Source organism: Micromonospora sp. NPDC005220 (assembly GCF_040607895.1).
Lineage (GTDB): Bacteria > Actinomycetota > Actinomycetes > Mycobacteriales > Micromonosporaceae > Micromonospora.
The window spans coordinates 1-15,492 of sequence record NZ_JBEXHP010000123.1; the positions used below are offsets into that span (position 1 = coordinate 1).

17 protein-coding genes are annotated in these 15,492 nt (G+C 69.4%); 9 read left to right on the forward strand and 8 right to left on the reverse strand.

The window, feature by feature from the left end:
• Positions 1-113: 113 nt before the first annotated feature.
• Both ABZU52_RS28095 and ABZU52_RS28100 read right to left on the reverse strand, forming a co-directional pair.
• Positions 114-653 carry a phospholipase gene (locus ABZU52_RS28095; protein WP_354973975.1) on the reverse strand — a complete coding sequence of 180 codons (540 nt, stop codon included), beginning with the start codon at positions 651-653 and terminating at the stop codon, positions 114-116.
• Positions 654-832: 179 nt separating this feature from the next.
• The gene (locus ABZU52_RS28100) at positions 833-2,491 is read right to left on the reverse strand and encodes a family 10 glycosylhydrolase (RefSeq protein WP_354973976.1); all 1,659 of its coding nucleotides are present in this window, start codon (positions 2,489-2,491) and stop codon (positions 833-835) included.
• A 201-nt stretch (positions 2,492-2,692) separates the two neighbouring features.
• On the opposite strand from ABZU52_RS28100, the gene ABZU52_RS28105 reads away from it, so the two are divergent.
• Positions 2,693-4,162, forward strand: coding sequence for an amino acid permease (locus ABZU52_RS28105; RefSeq protein WP_354973977.1), 1,470 nt, complete (start codon positions 2,693-2,695; stop codon positions 4,160-4,162).
• 25 nt (positions 4,163-4,187) lie between these two features.
• On the opposite strand, the gene ABZU52_RS28110 is transcribed toward ABZU52_RS28105, so the two are convergent.
• The 3 genes from ABZU52_RS28110 to ABZU52_RS28120 form a co-directional block, all read right to left on the reverse strand.
• Positions 4,188-4,913 (reverse strand): methyltransferase domain-containing protein, encoded by a 726-nt coding sequence (locus ABZU52_RS28110; protein WP_354973978.1) that lies wholly within the window; start codon positions 4,911-4,913, stop codon positions 4,188-4,190.
• 216 nt (positions 4,914-5,129) lie between these two features.
• Positions 5,130-5,438, reverse strand: a complete 309-nt coding sequence (locus ABZU52_RS28115) for a hypothetical protein (RefSeq protein WP_354973979.1) — start codon at positions 5,436-5,438, stop codon at positions 5,130-5,132.
• Between the two features lie 38 nt (positions 5,439-5,476).
• A complete protein-coding gene (locus tag ABZU52_RS28120; protein WP_354973980.1) occupies positions 5,477-7,114 on the reverse strand; it encodes an ABC-F family ATP-binding cassette domain-containing protein in 1,638 nt (545 codons plus the stop codon).
• 62 nt (positions 7,115-7,176) lie between these two features.
• Between ABZU52_RS28120 and ABZU52_RS28125 the strand changes: the two genes are divergently transcribed.
• From ABZU52_RS28125 to ABZU52_RS28140, 4 genes are all read left to right on the forward strand, one after another.
• Positions 7,177-7,947, forward strand: coding sequence for an ROK family protein (locus ABZU52_RS28125; protein WP_354973981.1), 771 nt, complete (start codon positions 7,177-7,179; stop codon positions 7,945-7,947).
• 130 nt (positions 7,948-8,077) lie between these two features.
• Positions 8,078-8,446: a tetratricopeptide repeat protein gene (locus ABZU52_RS28130; RefSeq protein WP_354973982.1), complete on the forward strand. Its 369-nt coding sequence runs from the start codon at positions 8,078-8,080 to the stop codon at positions 8,444-8,446.
• Between the two features lie 119 nt (positions 8,447-8,565).
• Positions 8,566-8,820: a Smr/MutS family protein gene (locus ABZU52_RS28135; protein ID WP_007465523.1), complete on the forward strand. Its 255-nt coding sequence runs from the start codon at positions 8,566-8,568 to the stop codon at positions 8,818-8,820.
• 400 nt (positions 8,821-9,220) lie between these two features.
• On the forward strand, positions 9,221-10,669 hold the full coding sequence (locus tag ABZU52_RS28140) for an ATP-binding protein (RefSeq protein WP_354973983.1): 1,449 nt from the start codon (positions 9,221-9,223) through the stop codon (positions 10,667-10,669).
• A gap of 207 nt (positions 10,670-10,876) precedes the next feature.
• On the opposite strand, the gene ABZU52_RS28145 is transcribed toward ABZU52_RS28140, so the two are convergent.
• Both ABZU52_RS28145 and ABZU52_RS28150 read right to left on the reverse strand, forming a co-directional pair.
• Positions 10,877-11,503, reverse strand: coding sequence for a class I SAM-dependent methyltransferase (locus tag ABZU52_RS28145; protein ID WP_354973984.1), 627 nt, complete (start codon positions 11,501-11,503; stop codon positions 10,877-10,879).
• Positions 11,500-12,102, reverse strand: a complete 603-nt coding sequence (locus ABZU52_RS28150; protein WP_354973985.1) for a DinB family protein — start codon at positions 12,100-12,102, stop codon at positions 11,500-11,502. Before ABZU52_RS28150 ends, ABZU52_RS28145 begins: the two co-directional genes overlap by 4 nt.
• A 61-nt stretch (positions 12,103-12,163) precedes the next feature.
• On the opposite strand from ABZU52_RS28150, the gene ABZU52_RS28155 reads away from it, so the two are divergent.
• Together ABZU52_RS28155 and ABZU52_RS28160 are read left to right on the forward strand one after the other, a co-directional pair.
• The gene (locus ABZU52_RS28155; RefSeq protein ID WP_354973986.1) at positions 12,164-12,553 is read left to right on the forward strand and encodes a hypothetical protein; all 390 of its coding nucleotides are present in this window, start codon (positions 12,164-12,166) and stop codon (positions 12,551-12,553) included.
• A 16-nt stretch (positions 12,554-12,569) separates the two neighbouring features.
• Positions 12,570-13,067, forward strand: coding sequence for an NUDIX domain-containing protein (locus ABZU52_RS28160; protein WP_354973987.1), 498 nt, complete (start codon positions 12,570-12,572; stop codon positions 13,065-13,067).
• Between the two features lie 166 nt (positions 13,068-13,233).
• Here the strand turns inward: ABZU52_RS28160 and ABZU52_RS28165 are convergent, their stop codons facing one another.
• Positions 13,234-13,419, reverse strand: a complete 186-nt coding sequence (locus tag ABZU52_RS28165) for a hypothetical protein (RefSeq protein ID WP_354973988.1) — start codon at positions 13,417-13,419, stop codon at positions 13,234-13,236.
• Between the two features lie 284 nt (positions 13,420-13,703).
• On the opposite strand from ABZU52_RS28165, the gene ABZU52_RS28170 reads away from it, so the two are divergent.
• Entirely contained in the window at positions 13,704-14,477 is a 774-nt protein-coding gene (locus tag ABZU52_RS28170) for a proline hydroxylase (RefSeq protein ID WP_354973989.1), read from the forward strand.
• A gap of 15 nt (positions 14,478-14,492) precedes the next feature.
• The gene (locus ABZU52_RS28175; RefSeq protein WP_354973990.1) at positions 14,493-15,434 is read left to right on the forward strand and encodes a threonine/serine dehydratase; all 942 of its coding nucleotides are present in this window, start codon (positions 14,493-14,495) and stop codon (positions 15,432-15,434) included.
• Positions 15,435-15,492: the final 58 nt, after the last annotated feature.

Here is a 15,492-nt window from a genome sequence, read left to right on the forward strand (position 1 = left end):
GATCAAGAGGTTTCGGTCACCAGGAGCGCGTTTTCTGACGCAAACCTCTTGATCAACACGGTCGTAGGGGGTTTGGGCAGGGTGGGGGTGGGGGTGGGGTGGGGCGTGGGGGTTTAGTGGGTTGCGGCCTTGGCTTCGGCTTGGGCCTTCATGCGGGCGGCGCGGTCGATGTCGGCCTGCTGGACGGCCGCTACCGAACCGAAGATGCTGACCGCCTGGTAGTAGGTCCAGGCCAGGCTGTAGCAGGCCGGTCGGACGACCGCGTTGTAGGTGGCGCAGACCCGCTTCAGGTCCTCGTAGAAGGCGCTGTCGAGGCGGGACTTGTTGGCGGGGAACTGGCCGACCGCCTTGTAGTTGCGGTAGCCGAAGTCGTGCCGGTAGCAGCCCAGGCTGAAGGTGAAGCCGAGCGGGTTGTCCGGGCTGGACGAGCAGTAGTCGGTGGACCAGTCGAAGTTGTACTCGGCCCAGGGGGCCCGGTTGACCCGGGCGCTGTTCCACGAGTTGTAGCTGGACGCGCTGGTCTGGGTCCAGCTGGACAGCACGGACAGCCGTTGTGCGGGGGTCGGGGCGGCGGCGGCGGGGGAGGCGATGGCGAGGGTGGCGAGCAGCGCTAGCGCGCCCGAGGCGAGCAGGGTGGCGATACGTCGGGGCACGGGATACCTCCGCAGGGGGTGAGCGGTGGGACGGAAGTTACCGGCGGGTTACCGGATGTCGATGAGTGTCGATCAGCTGATCAACAAGGCGGTATGCGCGTCGCGAACTATTGGTGACATACGTTGAAACAGACGAATGCCCCGGGCGCGCGAGGCGTCCGGGGCATTCGGAGAAGCGGTCAGCGTAGAACGAATGCCGGCGGGCTCGCGGGGCTCTCGTTGGCCGACCGGTCCAGCGCGGTCAGCTGGTAGGTGTAGCGCCGACCGGGCTCGGCCGAGGTGTCCACCCAGGACTGAGCGCCGTCGGGCGTGGCCCGGACGGTGCCGACCAGGTGCGCGGCGTCGGCCGTGGCGCACCGGCCGGGCAGCGTGGTGCCGTCGAACCGGTAGATCGCGTACGAGGTGGCGGTGCCGAGCGGGCCGACGCCGTCGGCGGGCTGCCGCCAGGTGAGCCGGACTCCGTCGGCCTGCCGGGTGGCCTTGGTGACCACCGGGAAGAGCAGCGGCCGGGCCGGCAGGTGTGGCATGGCCGGCACCAGCGCCGGGCGCGAGTAGTGCTCGCCGGCGTAGATGTCGGTGGCGCCGAGCCGGTTGGCACGCACCTGCACCGCGGAGAAGTGCACGTTGCCCTGCACCTCCGGGTACGACCGGTTCAGCGTCAGATGGTCGGACAGCTCACGCGGGTTCTGCCAGTACGGCCCGTACGCCGGGTCGCCGCTCTTGTAGTCGGCCTGCCCGATGTAGAGCTGCACGCGGGTGCCGCGCACCGTCTCGGCCCACCACGGCACCAGGCGCGCGTAGTCGGCCGCCGGGTACTGGCCGATGTACCAGTAGAGCTGCGGCACCACGTAGTCGATCCACTCCTGCTTGATCCACTTGCGGGTGTCGGCGGAGATGATGTCGTACGACTGGCTGCCGGTGGTGTCCGAGCCGAGCGGGTCGGCGGTCTTGTTGCGCCAGATGCCGAACGGGCTGACGCCGAACTTCACCCACGGCTTCGCCGCCTTGATCTTGCCGTTCATCTCCTGGATCAGCAGGTTGATGTTGTCCCGCCGCCAGTCGGCCCGGTCGGTGAAACCCCGGTTGTGGGCCGCGAAGGCCGCGTCGGGCACCTGGTACGTGCCGCTCGGGTAGGGGTAGAAGTAGTCGTCGAAGTGGACGCCGTCGACGTCGTACCGCTTGACCGCGTCCATCATCGCGGTCTGCACGAACTCGCGGACCTCGGGGATCCCCGGGTTGTAGTAGAGCCGGCTGCCGGCCACGCCGGCCGGTGGGTAGGCGAAGGTCCAGTCGGGGTGCTGCCGGGCCGGGTGGCCGGGGGCGAGCTGGGTCAGGTCGGCACCGGCGCCGCCGGGGGCCGGCATGGAGACGCGGTACGGGTTGAACCAGGCGTGGAACTCGAGGTTGCGTTTGTGCGACTCGTCGACCAGGAAGGCCAGCGGGTCCCAGCCCGGGTCCTGGCCGCGTACGCCGGTCAGGTATTCCGACCAGGGCTCGTAGGGTGAGGGCCAGAGCGCATCGGCGGTGGGCCGGACCTGCACCACGACGGCGTTGTGGTGCAGTCGCCCGGCCAGGTCGAGCAGCTCGCGGTACTCGGCCTGCTGGGCGGCGATCCGGTCCGGGTTGGTCTGGGACGCCTTGCTGGGCCAGTCGATGTTGACCACCGACGAGATCCACATGGCCCGGAACTGCCGCTTCGGGGTGGCCGGGTCGGTGGCGCAGGTGGCCCCGGCGGTGGTGTCGGCCGCGCTGGGCGCGGCGCTCGCGGGGGTGGCACTGACGAACGTGCCGAGCAGGGCTGCGACCAGCCCGGCGACTCCGATTCGGGTGGCTTTCATGCGGTGTGTCCCTTCGTTGGGGCTCCCGGATGTTTCACGCGAAGCCCGGCAAGATTCGCCGCCGATGCCCGCGTTGCTGGTAGGAAATTTTCACAATCTGGCCAGCGCCGCAAGGGTTCGTGGTTGACCAATCGCGCCGTTGGGTAGCAACGCCGGTCACCGGCCGCCACGAGGTGGTCGCACGGTGGGAGGGGTGACCGGATGTCCGTGCTGCGCACAAAACCGATCAAGGACGTGATAGCCCAAGGCGAGGCGGACGGCAGCGACGGCCAGCTGGGGCTGAAGAGACGGCTCGGCGCCATCGACCTCACCGGCTTCGGCATCGGCATCGTGATCGGCACCGGCATCTTCACGCTCACCGGGATCGAGGCCCGGGACAGCGCCGGTCCGGGTGTGGTGATCTCCTTCGCCATCGCCGGGGTGGTGGCCCTGCTCGCCGCCCTCTGCTACGCCGAACTGGCCTCCAGCGTGCCGACCGCGGGCAGCGCCTACACCTACGCGTACGCCACGATGGGCGAGATCGTCGCCTGGATCATCGGCTGGGACCTGCTGCTGGAGTTCGCGCTCGGCGCCGCCGTGGTGGCCCGGGGCTGGTCCGGCTACCTCGCCGAACTGCTCGACCTGCCGACCCGCTGGTTCGGCGAGGAGGGCAGCACGGTCAACGTGGGTGCCATCGCCATCGTGCTGATCCTCGGCGTCGTGGCGATCGTCGGCATCCGGGAGTCCGCCCGGATCACCAACCTTCTGGTGCTGGTCAAGGTGGCCATCTGCGTCTTCGTGGTGGTCGCCGGGCTGTTCTTTGTCAAGGCCGCCAATCTCACCCCGTTCATCCCGCCGGCCGAGCCCGCCGGGAGCGGCGACGACGGCATCAAGCAACCGGTGACGCAGGCGCTCTTCGGGCTGGAGCCGTCGGTCTTCGGCTTCGTCGGGGTGCTCAGCGCCGCGGCCGTGGTCTTCTTCGCGTACACCGGTTTCGAGGCGGTGGCCAACCTGGGCGAGGAGACGAGGAAGCCGAAGCGGGACCTCACCCTGGGTCTGCTCGGCACGTTGCTGATCTCCACAGTGCTCTACATCGGCGTCTCGCTGGTGGTGGTCGGGATGGTGCCGTACGTCGAGATCGACCGGGGCGCCCCGATCGCGTCCGCCTTCGAGTCGGTCGGCGCGGGCTGGGCGGCGGTGCTGGTCTCCATCGCCGCCGTCGCGGGCCTGACCAGCGTCATCCTGGTCGACCTGGTGGCGATGGGCCGGATCGGCTTCGCCATCGCCCGGGACGGGTTGATCCCACCCTCGATCGCGAAGGTGCACCCGCGCTGGGGCACCCCGTACCGGATCTCGGCGATCATGACGGTGGCGGTCGCGCTGCTGGCCGGCTTCCTGCCGCTGTCCGCGCTGGCCGACCTGGTCAGCATCGGCGCGCTCTGCGCGTTCGTCCTGGTGTCGGTGGCGGTGCCGATCCTGCGCCGCAAGCGGCCGGACCTGGAGCGGCCGTTCCGGGTGCCGTTCTCGCCGGTGCTGCCGATCGTCTCCGCGTTGGCCTGCTTCTACCTGATGCTCAACCTGTCGGTGGAGACCTGGCTGCGGTTCCTGGCCTGGATGCTGCTCGGCGCGTTGATCTACTTCGGTTACGGCTACCGCCGCAACCGGCTGGCCCGGCACGAGCCCGCCGTCTGACCGCGGCGGGTCGGAGCACGGGAGATCAGTCGAAGAAGCGGGCCAGGTGGGACTGGGGTGCCGGGTCGGCGTCCGGGGGGAGCGGGGTCAGGTCGGCGAAGATCGAGGCACCGTCGCAGCCGGCGTGCAGTGGGTACCAACGCGGCGTGCCCGGTGGCCGGAGCTGGCAGATCCCCTTGAACGTCTGCACGTCCATCAGTCGGACGTGGGTCGGGTCGGCCACCGCGTTCACATGCCCCCACCAGGGGCTCATCACGTGCAGCACACCACCGGGGCGGAGTACCCGATGACACTCGTCGACCAGCGGCAGGAAGTCGATCAGGTGCTCCAGGATGTGCACCGCGAAGAGGACGTCCACCGAGTTGTCGGCGAGTGGCAGCGAGCCGGACAGGTCCGCGACGGCATCCACGCCGGGCGCCGGGTAGATGTCCAGCCCCAGGTTGCCCGGCCACTGCTTGGTCGGCCCGCAACCGAGGTCCACGACCACCGGCGCCCGCCCGTCGATGCCGACCCGGCACCAGACGCCGTAGACACCGGCCAGCCGCCCCACCAGGTCCCGCACCAGCCGTAGCTGGGCGGGCTCGGCCACGTTGCCGGTCAGATGGGCAACTCCCCGGTCGAACCGCACCTCGACCGCCAGGTCCCGCAACCGATCATCGTGCCGAACCTGGTCCGCCCATGCCTGGGCGAGGAAAACGTCGATCGCCCGCAGCCGGTCGGCTGAGGGCGGAGTCTGTGCCAAAGCGACCATTCGGGCCACCTCCCGCCGCGCGATACCCGCAATCGCGCCCGTTACGCCCCGCTCGTCCACCTCGTTGCCGGCTCGGGCGCGGCCAACCGCTGGGCGTGTCGCACGATGCGGGGCAGGGCCGCAGTCGGCGTGATGCCACACAGGCATCATGATGATTCACCGGCATCACGCTCAACGGGGACATCGGTTCCGCGCCGACATGGCCGAGCGGGCGGGTCAGCCGGAGACGCTCCGGCGGCCGCCGCGCATCCGCTGCCGAGGTGGCGGGTCGGCGGGCTTTGGCCGCTTGAGGTGGTAGCGGTGCAGTTCGTGATTGCCGGGCAACGACGGGTCCTCGCTCATCGCGACCAACTCCCAGCCCTGGTCGCCGGCCCGGTTCAGGTGGGCCAGCGAGGTGTCGCCGTACGGCGTCACGTCGACCATCGAGCCGTCCGGGCCGTACCAGACGAAGACGACCTCCCAGCCCAGGTCGTTGGTCGCGGCCTGGCGGCGGCGGACCAGCAGGGCGTACTCCCACTTGAGCATGGCGTCATTCTCACCCCGCGCCGGCTCGTGGGCACGGATCAATCCTCGGCGATCCGCCCGGCGTCGACCCGCAGCCGCCGGTTGGTCTCGATGGCGGCCAGCATCCGCCGGTCGTGGGTGACCAGCAGCAGCGTTCCGGGGTAGCTGGCCAGCGCCGATTCGAGCTGCTCGATGGCCGGCAGGTCCAGGTGGTTGGTGGGCTCGTCCAGCACCAGCAGGTTGACTCCACGGCCCTGGAGCAGGGCCAGCGCGGCCCGGGTCCGCTCGCCGGGGGAGAGGGTGGCCGCCGGTCGGGGCACGTGCGCCGCCCGCAGGCCGAACTTGGCCAGCAGGGTCCGCGCGTCCGCCGGCGACAGGTGGGGTACGGCCGCCTGGAACGCGTCGATCAGCGGTACGTCGCCGAGGAACAGCCCGCGGGCCTGGTCCACCTCACCGACCACCACGCCAGGGCCGAGCGAGGCGGTGCCCTCGTCCAGCGGCAGCCGCCCCAGCAGCGCGGCCAGCAGGGTGGACTTGCCGGAGCCGTTCGCCCCGGTCACCGCGACCCGGTCCGCCCAGTCGATCTGGAGGTCGACCGGGCCGAGGGTGAAGCCACCACGGCGTACGACGGCACCGCGCAGCGTGGACACGACGGCGCCGGCGCGGGGTGCGGCGGCGATCTCCATCCGCAGCTCCCACTCCTTGCGGGGCTCCTCGACCACCTCGAGCCGTTCGATCAGCCGGTCGGTCTGCTTGGCCTTGGCGGCCTGCTTCTCAGTGGCCTCGCTGCGGAACTTGCGGCCGATCTTGTCGTTGTCGGTGGCCTTGCGGCGGGCGTTCTTGACGCCCTTCTCCATCCAGCCCCGCTGGGTGCGGGCGCGCGCCTCCAGCCCAGCCTTGGTGTCGGCGTACTCCTCGAAGTCCGCGCGGGCGTGCCGGCGGGCCACCTCGCGCTCCTCCAGGTAGGCCGCGTACCCGCCGCCATAGTGGTTGACCTGCTGCTGCGGCAGGTCCAACTCCAGCACCCGGGTCACCGTTCGGGTGAGGAACTCCCGGTCGTGGCTGACCAGCACCGTGCCGGCCCGCAGCCCGGTGACGAACTCCTCCAGCCGCTCCAATCCGGCCAGGTCCAGGTCGTTTGTCGGCTCGTCGAGCAGAAACACGTCGTACCGGCTGAGCAGCAGCGACGCCAGCCCGGCGCGGGCCGCCTGACCGCCGGAGAGCCCGGTCATCGGATGGTCCAGGTCGACCGCGAGCCCCAGGTCGGCGCTCACCTGCTCGGCGCGTTCGTCCAGGTCCGCGCCGCCCAGGGCGAGCCAGCGCTCCAGCGCGTCGCCGTACGCGTCGTCGGCACCCGCCGCCCCGGCGGTCAGCGCCTCGGTCGCCGCGTCCAACGCCGCCTGCGCGGCGGTCACCCCGGTCCGGCGGGCCAGGAAGTCCCGTACCGTCTCGCCCGGCCGCCGCTCCGGCTCCTGCGGCAGGTGTCCGACGCTCGCGGTGGGTGGGCTGAGCCGCACGCTGCCGGCCTCGACCGGCAACAACCCGGCGAGGGTACGCAGCAGCGTCGACTTGCCGGCCCCGTTCGGCCCGACCAGCCCGACCACGTCACCGGGGGCGACCACCAGGTCCAATCCGGCGAAGAGCGGGCGGTCGCCGTGCCCGGCGGCCAGGTCCTTGACGATCATCGTGGCGCTCATCAGGACGGCAGCCTATCCGGCCGCCCGCATACGACCGGCGGCCAGCGGGCAGACTCTGGGACGTGGTGACCACACTGGCGATCGACTGCGGCGGCGGAGGCATCAAGGCGTCCGTGCTCGACGAGGCGGGAACGATGCGGGCCCGGCCGTTGCGGGTGCCCACCCCGTACCCGTTGCCGCCTGCGCTGTTTGTCCGGACCCTGCTGGATCTCGGCGGGCGCCTGCCGGCGGCGGACCGGCTCACTGTCGGCGTACCCGGGATGATCCGGCACGGAGTGGTGGTGAGTACGCCGCACTACGTGACCCGCAGCGGCCCCCGCAGCCGGGTCGACCCGGACCTGCTCGCCGAGTGGTCCGGCTGGGACGCGCGCGGCGCGCTGGCCGACGCGTTCGGGGTGCCGGCGCTGGTGCTCAACGACGCCGAGGTGCACGGCGCCGGGGTGGTCGCCGGCACCGGGTGCGAGCTGGTGCTGACCCTGGGTACGGGGCTGGGCAGCGCCCTCTTCGACGGCGGGGTGCTCGCCCCGCATCTGGAGCTGTCCCACGCGCCGGTGCGCTGGGGCACCACCTACGACACGTACGTCGGTGAGCCGGAACGGCGGCGACTCGGCGACGCCTTCTGGTCCCGGCGGATCCGGCAGGTGGTGGACGGGCTCCGCCCGGTGTTCCGCTGGGACCGGCTCTACCTGGGCGGGGGCAACTCCCGACTGATCCGGCCCGAGCAGCTGGCCCGGATGGGCGACGACGTGGTGGTGGTGCCGAACACCGCCGGAATCGTCGGCGGCGTCCGCGCCTGGGAGCTCTCCGCCGGACGCCGGAACGCCCGCACCTGACTCCTCGGGCCCGTCGGCGGCCCGTCGGCGGCCGGAACTGACCCGGTCTCGACTCCGGGAACAGTCGCCAAACTCCCGGTGTTGTGCCAGCGTCGGAACAGGTGACGGTGCGACCCGAGGAGGTGGGCAGATGGATCTTCTGGCGGACTACCGGCGGGCGACCATGTTCTTCGAAACCGGTGACCCCAGCGGGGCAGCCCGACTGCTGGAGCCGATCATCGACGCCGAGCCTGGCAACGCTGCGGTCCGGCAGTTGCTGGCCCGGGCGTACTTCCAGTCGGCCCAGCTCAACCGGGCCGAGGAGCACCTGCGCGAGCTGATCGAGCGGGACCCGAGCGATCACTACGCGCACCACGTGCTCGGTCGGACGCTGGAGCGGCTGAACCGGCACACCGACGCGCTGCGGCACCTGCGCATCGCCGCGGCGATGTACGCGGCGAACGACGACTACCGGACCGCGCTGGAGCGGGTGGAGACCCGACTGGGCGGCCGGCGCTGAGCGTGAACGTCGAAGTGGCAGGGGCGGTCCTTCGGGGCCGCCCCTTCGTCGTCGTCGGACGACCTGGCGGACGTGCCTAGGATGGCGGACATGGGACCTGACCGGCCGGGGGCTGCGGCATGAAGCTCAAGCTGGACCTGCACGAGATCTTCAACAAGGGCCAGGACATCGACCGGGCGTTGCGCGGGATCATGGACGAGGCGGTGGCAAAGAAGGCCACTCTCGTCGAGATCATCCCCGGCAAGGGGTCCGGCCAGCTCAAGAAGCGGGTGCTGCGGTTCCTCGACCAGAAGGACGTCAAGCAGCTCTACCACCGCGTGGAGAAGGACTCGAAGAACTTCGGCCGCCTCTTCGTCCACTTCCGCTGGAAGTAGTGACGACAGACCCGAGGCTTTCCCGGCGAGCGGTCGACTCGAGGCCAGCCGTAGCGCCGACACGACGCAGACCGCGACGTGTTTGTCATGGCCGCGTGCCGATGAAGTCACTGATCCGGGCAAGCAAATGGCAGTTCGTGTGCAGTGCCTTCCTGATGGCCATGGCAAGTGGTGCTGGCGTCGCCGGTGCCGGCATGCGTTCGGCGGCCAATCGATAGATGGCCAGCGGCTGTATCGGACGTTGAGAGGCGTTGGCGACGCTACACAGGTCAGCCCAGCCGTCCGGATTGGGAAGATATCCGCATCAAAGGCGCAATGCTCCCAGTGGCGGCAACCGTCGTGACCTTAGATTGAGGTAGACTGGGCCGAAGTAAGATGCGATCTAGCTTCGGGAGGGTCGATGTTCATCGGCCGACGTACGGAACTCAACCTGCTCGCCAAGCAGCTTGATCAAGTGAAGCGCACCGGCGAGGGTCGCTCCGTCGCTATCCGGGGACGGCGGCAGGTGGGCAAGTCGCGGCTGGTGCAGGAGTTGTGCGACCGTGCCGATCTGCCGTACTGCTTCTACACGGCGGTCAAAGGCGCGTCGAGCATCGAAGCGATCGGCTACTTCCTCGACACCTTGCGCGACTCGTCGCTGCTCAACGCTGGCGGTCGTGACCTTCTGCCGTCCCAGCCGCCGGCCGGTGGCTGGGGAGACATGCTGCGGGTTCTGGCGGGTGTCTTGCCCGACACGCCGAGTGTGGTCGTCCTTGACGAGCTCCCTTGGATCTCTGAACAGGACATGACGTTCGACGGGCACCTTCAAATCGCCTGGGACCGGCTCATTTCTAGAAAGCCAGTGCTACTGCTGCTGCTTGGCAGTGATTTGCACATGATGCAGCGGTTCACCGAGTACGACCGGCCCTTCTACGGCAGGGCAACGAACATGATCCTCGGCCCTTTCAACCTTGCCGAAACCGCGGCTGTGACCGGCCTCAGTGGCGCGGACGCGATCGATGCCCACCTGATCACCGGTGGGCTTCCCGGTATCGCCCTGGAGTGGTCCCCGGGAACGCCAGCCGCAGATTTCCTGGATCAGGAGATCTCTAACAAGACTTCAGCGTTGTTCACCGTCCCCGAACAGTCTCTGGCGGCTGAGTTTCCCGCCCCGGACACTGCCCGCCGCATCTTGGAAGCGGTCGGCGGGACAGGTAGCCGCACGTTCAGCAACATCGCCGCTGCCGCCGGGGACCGCGGCGGCCCCGTCAGCTCCGGCACGCTGTCCCCGCTGCTTCACCGGCTCGTCGAGGAGAAACAGATTCTCGCTGTCGACAAGCCGTTGTCTACCAAGCCCAGCAACCTGGCCCAGTACCGGATCGCTGACAGCAATCTGCGCCTGTACCTGGCCGTTCTGCGCGATGTGCATCAACTGGTGCTGCGCGATCGGACGGCAGCCGCCCGCGCCATCCTCGACAGTCGATGGTCCACCTGGCGAGGCAACGCCGTCGAGCCGATCATCCGCGATGCGCTCGCCATCGCCGCCGGGGCCGGAGGCTTGCCTTGGACCGACACATGGGAAGTCGGCGGCTGGTGGAACCGGCAATTCAACCCGGAGATCGATCTTGTCGGAGCCGACCGCGCCCCGATCGCCTCCCGCATCGCGTTCGCCGGCTCGATTAAATGGCAGGACGGCCCGTTCGACCGGCGCCATCTCGACGAACTGCGACGGCAGGCCCCGGCTATCCCGGGTTTTCAGCCCGGGGTCAGCGGCCTCGTCGTGGTCAGCCGCTCCGGAGTCGACCTGCCGGCTGGGGCTGCGGATCTCATCTGGGGGCCTGACGACGTCATCCAGGCATGGTCGGCCTGACGCTGTCGAGCGATGCGCGGTACGCCCGCGTTGAGCGGTCGGTCGGGTGCACGTTCAGGGGGCATGAGGGTTTCGGACCACCTGGGTGAGCACAGCATGGGCGATGCGTTCGATCCAGTGGTCGAATACTGGGCGAGTGACGGACGAGCAGGTCACCGAGCCGACGCAGTGGACGATTCAGGCTGACCAGCAGCGGCGCGGGCCAGGTCAGCTCTTTGGGTGCTGGGCCCAGTAGAGGGCGTGCCCGCTGCCGCCCTCCGGGACGAAATCCTCGGTGATGATCGTCAGCCCCGCCTGTTGCAGCCATGAGCGGTAACTAGCGGCGTCCGCGTGGCTCCACCACATGGTGGCGGGACCATCGAGCCAGTTGTCCTCGGTGCCCGTCCAGGCGCTGTTGCCGACCGTGGTGAGCAGCCAGCCGCCGGGGCGTAACCAGGTGGCGATGCTCTTGATGAGCTGCGGCTGGTCGGCCAGGGGCATGTGGATCAGGGCGTACAGGCAAACCACTGCGTCGAACGAGGCCGGCGGCAGGTCGAGCCGGGTGGCGTCGGCGCGGAGAAAGGTGCCGTTGGGCACCAGGCGGCGCGCCCGCTCAATCTGCACGTCGCTGATGTCGACGCCGGTGACGTGGTGTCCGGCGTTGGCGAGGAAGCGGGCGACCGGCACCCCGCAGCCGCAACCGAGGTCGAGGACTGCTGCCGAGGCAGGTAGGCGCTGGTGTAAGCCGGCGAGCCAGGGGGCGTACTGACCGTCGTCAGCGTCGTCCGACCGATAGTGGTAGGAGAGTGCGTCGTACCCGCGTCGTACCACGTCACGCTCGTCGTTCCTGCTCATTCCGGGGACGATACGAGGCTCGGTGCCGCTTGCCGACTCATTGATCGCGGTACGGCCTCGCCCTGCCACCGGTAGAGGTCGCGCAGCAGGGAAATCTCGGCGCCGTGATGGATCAGCTCCCTGTTGACGTGCAGGACGATGCCCTCCATGGGAAACCGCTCGGGACCCACAGTGGGCGGATTCTCCAGGTCCGCGTCCGAGAGCTCGCGGACCCCCGCGTTCCATCTCCCATACATCTCATCAAGCTGCTTCAGCGCCTCGTCAGCGGTCCCCGCGTAGGCGAATGTCTGGGAGTCGACGTTCTGGCCGCCGAAGTGCCATCCGACCCGATAGCCCAGGCAGGAGACGATGATGTGCGCCAGCCGCCAGGCAATCGTGGTCACCGGCGCCGGCACCGGGTCAGGGGACGCGAAGTCCACCGTCCATTCCCCCGAACCTGCCGACATCGGTGCGGCCGACGTGCCCCGTGGACGGATGCTCCAGCAGCCACGCACCGGCTCCCAGAAGTACTCCTCATCGGTAAGACCGTGCAGCCGCGGACGCAGGTTCTTCTGCCAGTGCCGATCCAGCTGGTCCGCGATCCGCTCGCTCCTTGTCATTTCCGCACACTACCTACAGCGGAGACCCGCAACTCCCAGCGGAAGCCGCTAGCGTGCAGTGATGCATCCCGATCCAGCCGGCCCGCACGGTCTGCCTCAACTTGTTGGGGTCCAGATCGTCGAGGTCCTGGACTTCTCCGACGGGCCGCTGGACGGACTGGCCCGTTACGAGGGTCGGGAGTACTGGTTCTCGGCCGGACCCGACTGGGTTCCGTCGCAGCCCCGGCCGCTGATTCTGCATGTGGTCACGGCCGAACAGGCGGATCAGGTACGCGCACAAGCCCGCCAGTTCAGGGCTTTCGCCGCCGACGGTGGCAACGGAGACGCCTGGGAGCGGGCATGGGAAGCCCGATCGATCTACGACCAGGAGCCAGCGGTTGGTTGGTTCCTGGCCGCCGGCGCATCATGGCCCGCCGCTGTGCCGTCGCGGGGCGTCGACGGTGATCGTTGACCCATAGGGTGTCCTGATGTCGACGGTGAACCTGCGGCGATCGGCTCGGGCAGTCGTCGTCGATGAGGACGACCGTGTTCTGCTGCTCCGACTCGCCATTCCCGATCCGGCTGGCACGATCGCCGTGTGGATCACTCCCGGGGGTGGCGTCGAAGATGGCGAGACACCCCTGGTCGCCCTACGGCGAGAGCTGCGCGAAGAGGTCGGTCTTGCTCTCGATGCCGACCCGCCTCAGGTCTGGCGCCAGGAGATAGTCGCTGCCGGGTTCGCACCCGGCCACGATGGCGTCGCGAACGATTACTTTCTCGTTCGGACCGCGTCGTTCACGCCGCGCGGTGCGATGAGCGATGAGGAACTCGCCGCAGAGCACGTCATAGGCTGGCGTTGGTGGTCGCTGTCAGAGATCAGGGATCACAGCGGTCCGGCACTGTTCTCGCCCCGCGACCTCGCCACGCCGTTGGCCGCACTGATCCGTGGCGGAGTACCAAGCCAACCCTTCGTGCTTGGCCTCTGAACCACACCCCTGCCGGACATAGCGTCCGGCCAGATCGATCGATCCATGATCATGTGATGAGAAGTAGGTTCCAGGAGCGAGTTTGACCTACTTTTCATCACATGATCACCGGGCCACCTGCGGTGACAGGGTCGTCGCCCGATTATCCGCTGTTGCGCGAGGGAGCTCAGCCCGCTAGGGCGTCGGCGCGGGTGCCGTGGCCGCTGGGGCGACGGGACCAGCACTGTGGGCGCTGTCGTACCGCCAACTCCAGGGCCTGGTGGTCGGACTCGATCATTTCCCGGGCTATTCGACGCGCCATTTCCAGGCGGTCGACGTGCATATCAAGATCCGTCGGGCCGGCGCCTGCCATCTCGAACTCCTTGTCAGCGTTCGAACTAGTCGCATCATGCATCACGCCGAGATTCGTCACCATTCCCCGATCGGTGGAAAGCTTCCGCCGTACGGTTCGGTGTCGCGTACCCCGGTTGCGCCGATGGTAGCGGTGGCCGCGCCATCTCGCCCGGAACTGCGAATACCTGGCCTTGCCTGCGGTTTGTACATTGCACGGTGCGCGGATCGGGGGGCGCGACAAGTCCGGTGAGGGATCTTCGTTACGGGAGGACCGCCGTGCAGCATTCGAGCAGGACTGATCCCTTGTTCGTTGCCGTCGAATCAGAGTCGATCACCCGTGCGGATGTCGCCGGGCTCGTCGCGGGGCGACTGGCCGCCGTCCGGGTGCCGGGTCTGCTCTCCGCGGCCCGCTGTCAGGCGATCACCGCGGCCCTCGCGAACGCGCCGATGGACCGCTACGACGAGAGCCGGGTCTTCCCCGTCGTCGCCAAGTTCGGCCCGGCCATCAACGACCACCGGTCCGCCGGTGAACTCCGCGAGGACTACTGGGACGCGGCCCACGCGGCCGAGAAGAGCTGGTCGACGCTGGGCCTGGTGGACTCGCCCCGGGAGCTGTGCCTGGCCGCGTTCCGCGGCGCGTGGCCGGACGTCGCACCGGGGCGGCGGCAGGGGCGGGAGATGCACGTCGGCATCGTCCGCGAGATCAACGCGGGGCTTCAGGTGCACTTCGACGACGCGGTCCGGGAGTACGCGGGCCGGCTGCTCGACGGCGAGGTGGTGGCGCAGTTGGCGTTCAACATCTACATCCGGGTGCCGCCGGCCGGTGGGGAGACAGTGCTGTGGCGTCGGCGCTGGCAGCCGAACGACGAGGAGCTGCGGATTCCCGGCGGGTACGGCTTCCAGGAGGCGGTGGCCGCCGACGCGCAGTCGTTGACGTTGCGCCCCACGCTCGGGGAGGGCTTTCTGTTTGATCCGCGGAACTATCACACGGTGCGTCAGGCGTCGGATGGCCGACGGATCTCCATAGGATGTTTCGTCGGGCTCACCGACGATGGTCGACTGGCCCTCTGGTCGTAGCGAAGGGCGTTCCCCATGGTGGACAGAAGCGACGTCGAGGCGGCCGCGGCTCTCGTCGAGGGGCGGGTCCGGGAAACCCCGGTCATCGCCGTCGATGGTGCTGATCTGGGTGTGCCCGGGCAACTGAGCCTCAAACTGGAGCTGCATCAGCACACCGGCTCGTTCAAGCCGCGCGGCGCGTTCAACCGGATGCTCCAGGGACCGTTGCCGTCGGCCGGGGTGATCGCCGCGTCGGGTGGCAACCATGGCCTCGCCGTGGCGTACGCGGCCCGGTCGCTGGGCGTGCCGGCGGAGGTCTTCGTGCCGGTCACCGCCTCGCCGGTGAAGGTGCAGCGGTTGGCCGGGCTGGGCGCCCAGGTGCGTCAGGTGGGCCAGCACTACGCGGAGGCGTTGGCGGCGAGCACCCAGCGGGCCGGGGAGACCGGCGCGTTGGTCGTGCACGCGTACGACCAGCCGGAGGTGGTGGCCGGTCAGGGCACCGTCGGTCGGGAGTTGGAGCGGCAGGTGGACGGGATCGACACCGTGCTGGTGGCGGTCGGTGGTGGCGGGTTGGTGTCCGGTATCGCCAGTTGGTTCGGCGGTTCGGTACGCGTCGTGGCGGTCGAGCCCGAGCAGATCCCCACCCTGCACTCGGCGCTCAAGGCGGGTCGGCCGGTCGACATCGAGGTGGGCGGCATCGCCACCGATTCGTTGGGAGCCCGGCGGATCGGCGAGATCGCGTTCGACACCGCTCGCCGTACCGAGGTGGTGTCGGTGCTGGTCCGTGACGAGGACCTGGTGCGGGCGCGCCGGCTGCTCTGGTCGGAGCTGCGCGTCGCCGCCGAGCTGGGTGGCGCCGCGGCGCTGGCCGCGCTGGTCGGTGGCGCGTACGTGCCGCAGCCGGGGGAGCGGGTCGCCGTGATCATCTGTGGTGGCAACACCGACCCGAGTGACCTGGGCCCGGCCGCGCCGCACTGACCGGCCGCGCCGCACCGCCGGCCGCGCCGCACTGATCGGCCGCACCGCCGGCCGCGCC

Excerpts from the sequence above, each read along its gene's own strand:
- ABZU52_RS28130 (WP_354973982.1), top strand. The coding sequence starts at position 8,078 with ATGGATCTTCTGGCGGACTACCGGCGGGCGACCATGTTCTTCGAAACC.
- ABZU52_RS28120 (WP_354973980.1), bottom strand. The coding sequence starts at position 7,114 with ATGAGCGCCACGATGATCGTCAAGGACCTGGCCGCCGGGCACGGCGAC.
- ABZU52_RS28160 (WP_354973987.1), top strand. The coding sequence starts at position 12,570 with ATGTCGACGGTGAACCTGCGGCGATCGGCTCGGGCAGTCGTCGTCGAT.
- ABZU52_RS28100 (WP_354973976.1), bottom strand. The coding sequence starts at position 2,491 with ATGAAAGCCACCCGAATCGGAGTCGCCGGGCTGGTCGCAGCCCTGCTC.
- ABZU52_RS28145 (WP_354973984.1), bottom strand. The coding sequence starts at position 11,503 with ATGAGCAGGAACGACGAGCGTGACGTGGTACGACGCGGGTACGACGCA.
- ABZU52_RS28150 (WP_354973985.1), bottom strand. The coding sequence starts at position 12,102 with ATGACAAGGAGCGAGCGGATCGCGGACCAGCTGGATCGGCACTGGCAG.
- ABZU52_RS28175 (WP_354973990.1), top strand. The coding sequence starts at position 14,493 with ATGGTGGACAGAAGCGACGTCGAGGCGGCCGCGGCTCTCGTCGAGGGG.
- ABZU52_RS28165 (WP_354973988.1), bottom strand. The coding sequence starts at position 13,419 with ATGGCAGGCGCCGGCCCGACGGATCTTGATATGCACGTCGACCGCCTG.
- ABZU52_RS28135 (WP_007465523.1), top strand. The coding sequence starts at position 8,566 with ATGAAGCTCAAGCTGGACCTGCACGAGATCTTCAACAAGGGCCAGGAC.
- ABZU52_RS28110 (WP_354973978.1), bottom strand. The coding sequence starts at position 4,913 with ATGGTCGCTTTGGCACAGACTCCGCCCTCAGCCGACCGGCTGCGGGCG.
- ABZU52_RS28105 (WP_354973977.1), top strand. The coding sequence starts at position 2,693 with ATGTCCGTGCTGCGCACAAAACCGATCAAGGACGTGATAGCCCAAGGC.
- ABZU52_RS28155 (WP_354973986.1), top strand. The coding sequence starts at position 12,164 with ATGCATCCCGATCCAGCCGGCCCGCACGGTCTGCCTCAACTTGTTGGG.
- ABZU52_RS28115 (WP_354973979.1), bottom strand. The coding sequence starts at position 5,438 with ATGCTCAAGTGGGAGTACGCCCTGCTGGTCCGCCGCCGCCAGGCCGCG.
- ABZU52_RS28140 (WP_354973983.1), top strand. The coding sequence starts at position 9,221 with ATGTTCATCGGCCGACGTACGGAACTCAACCTGCTCGCCAAGCAGCTT.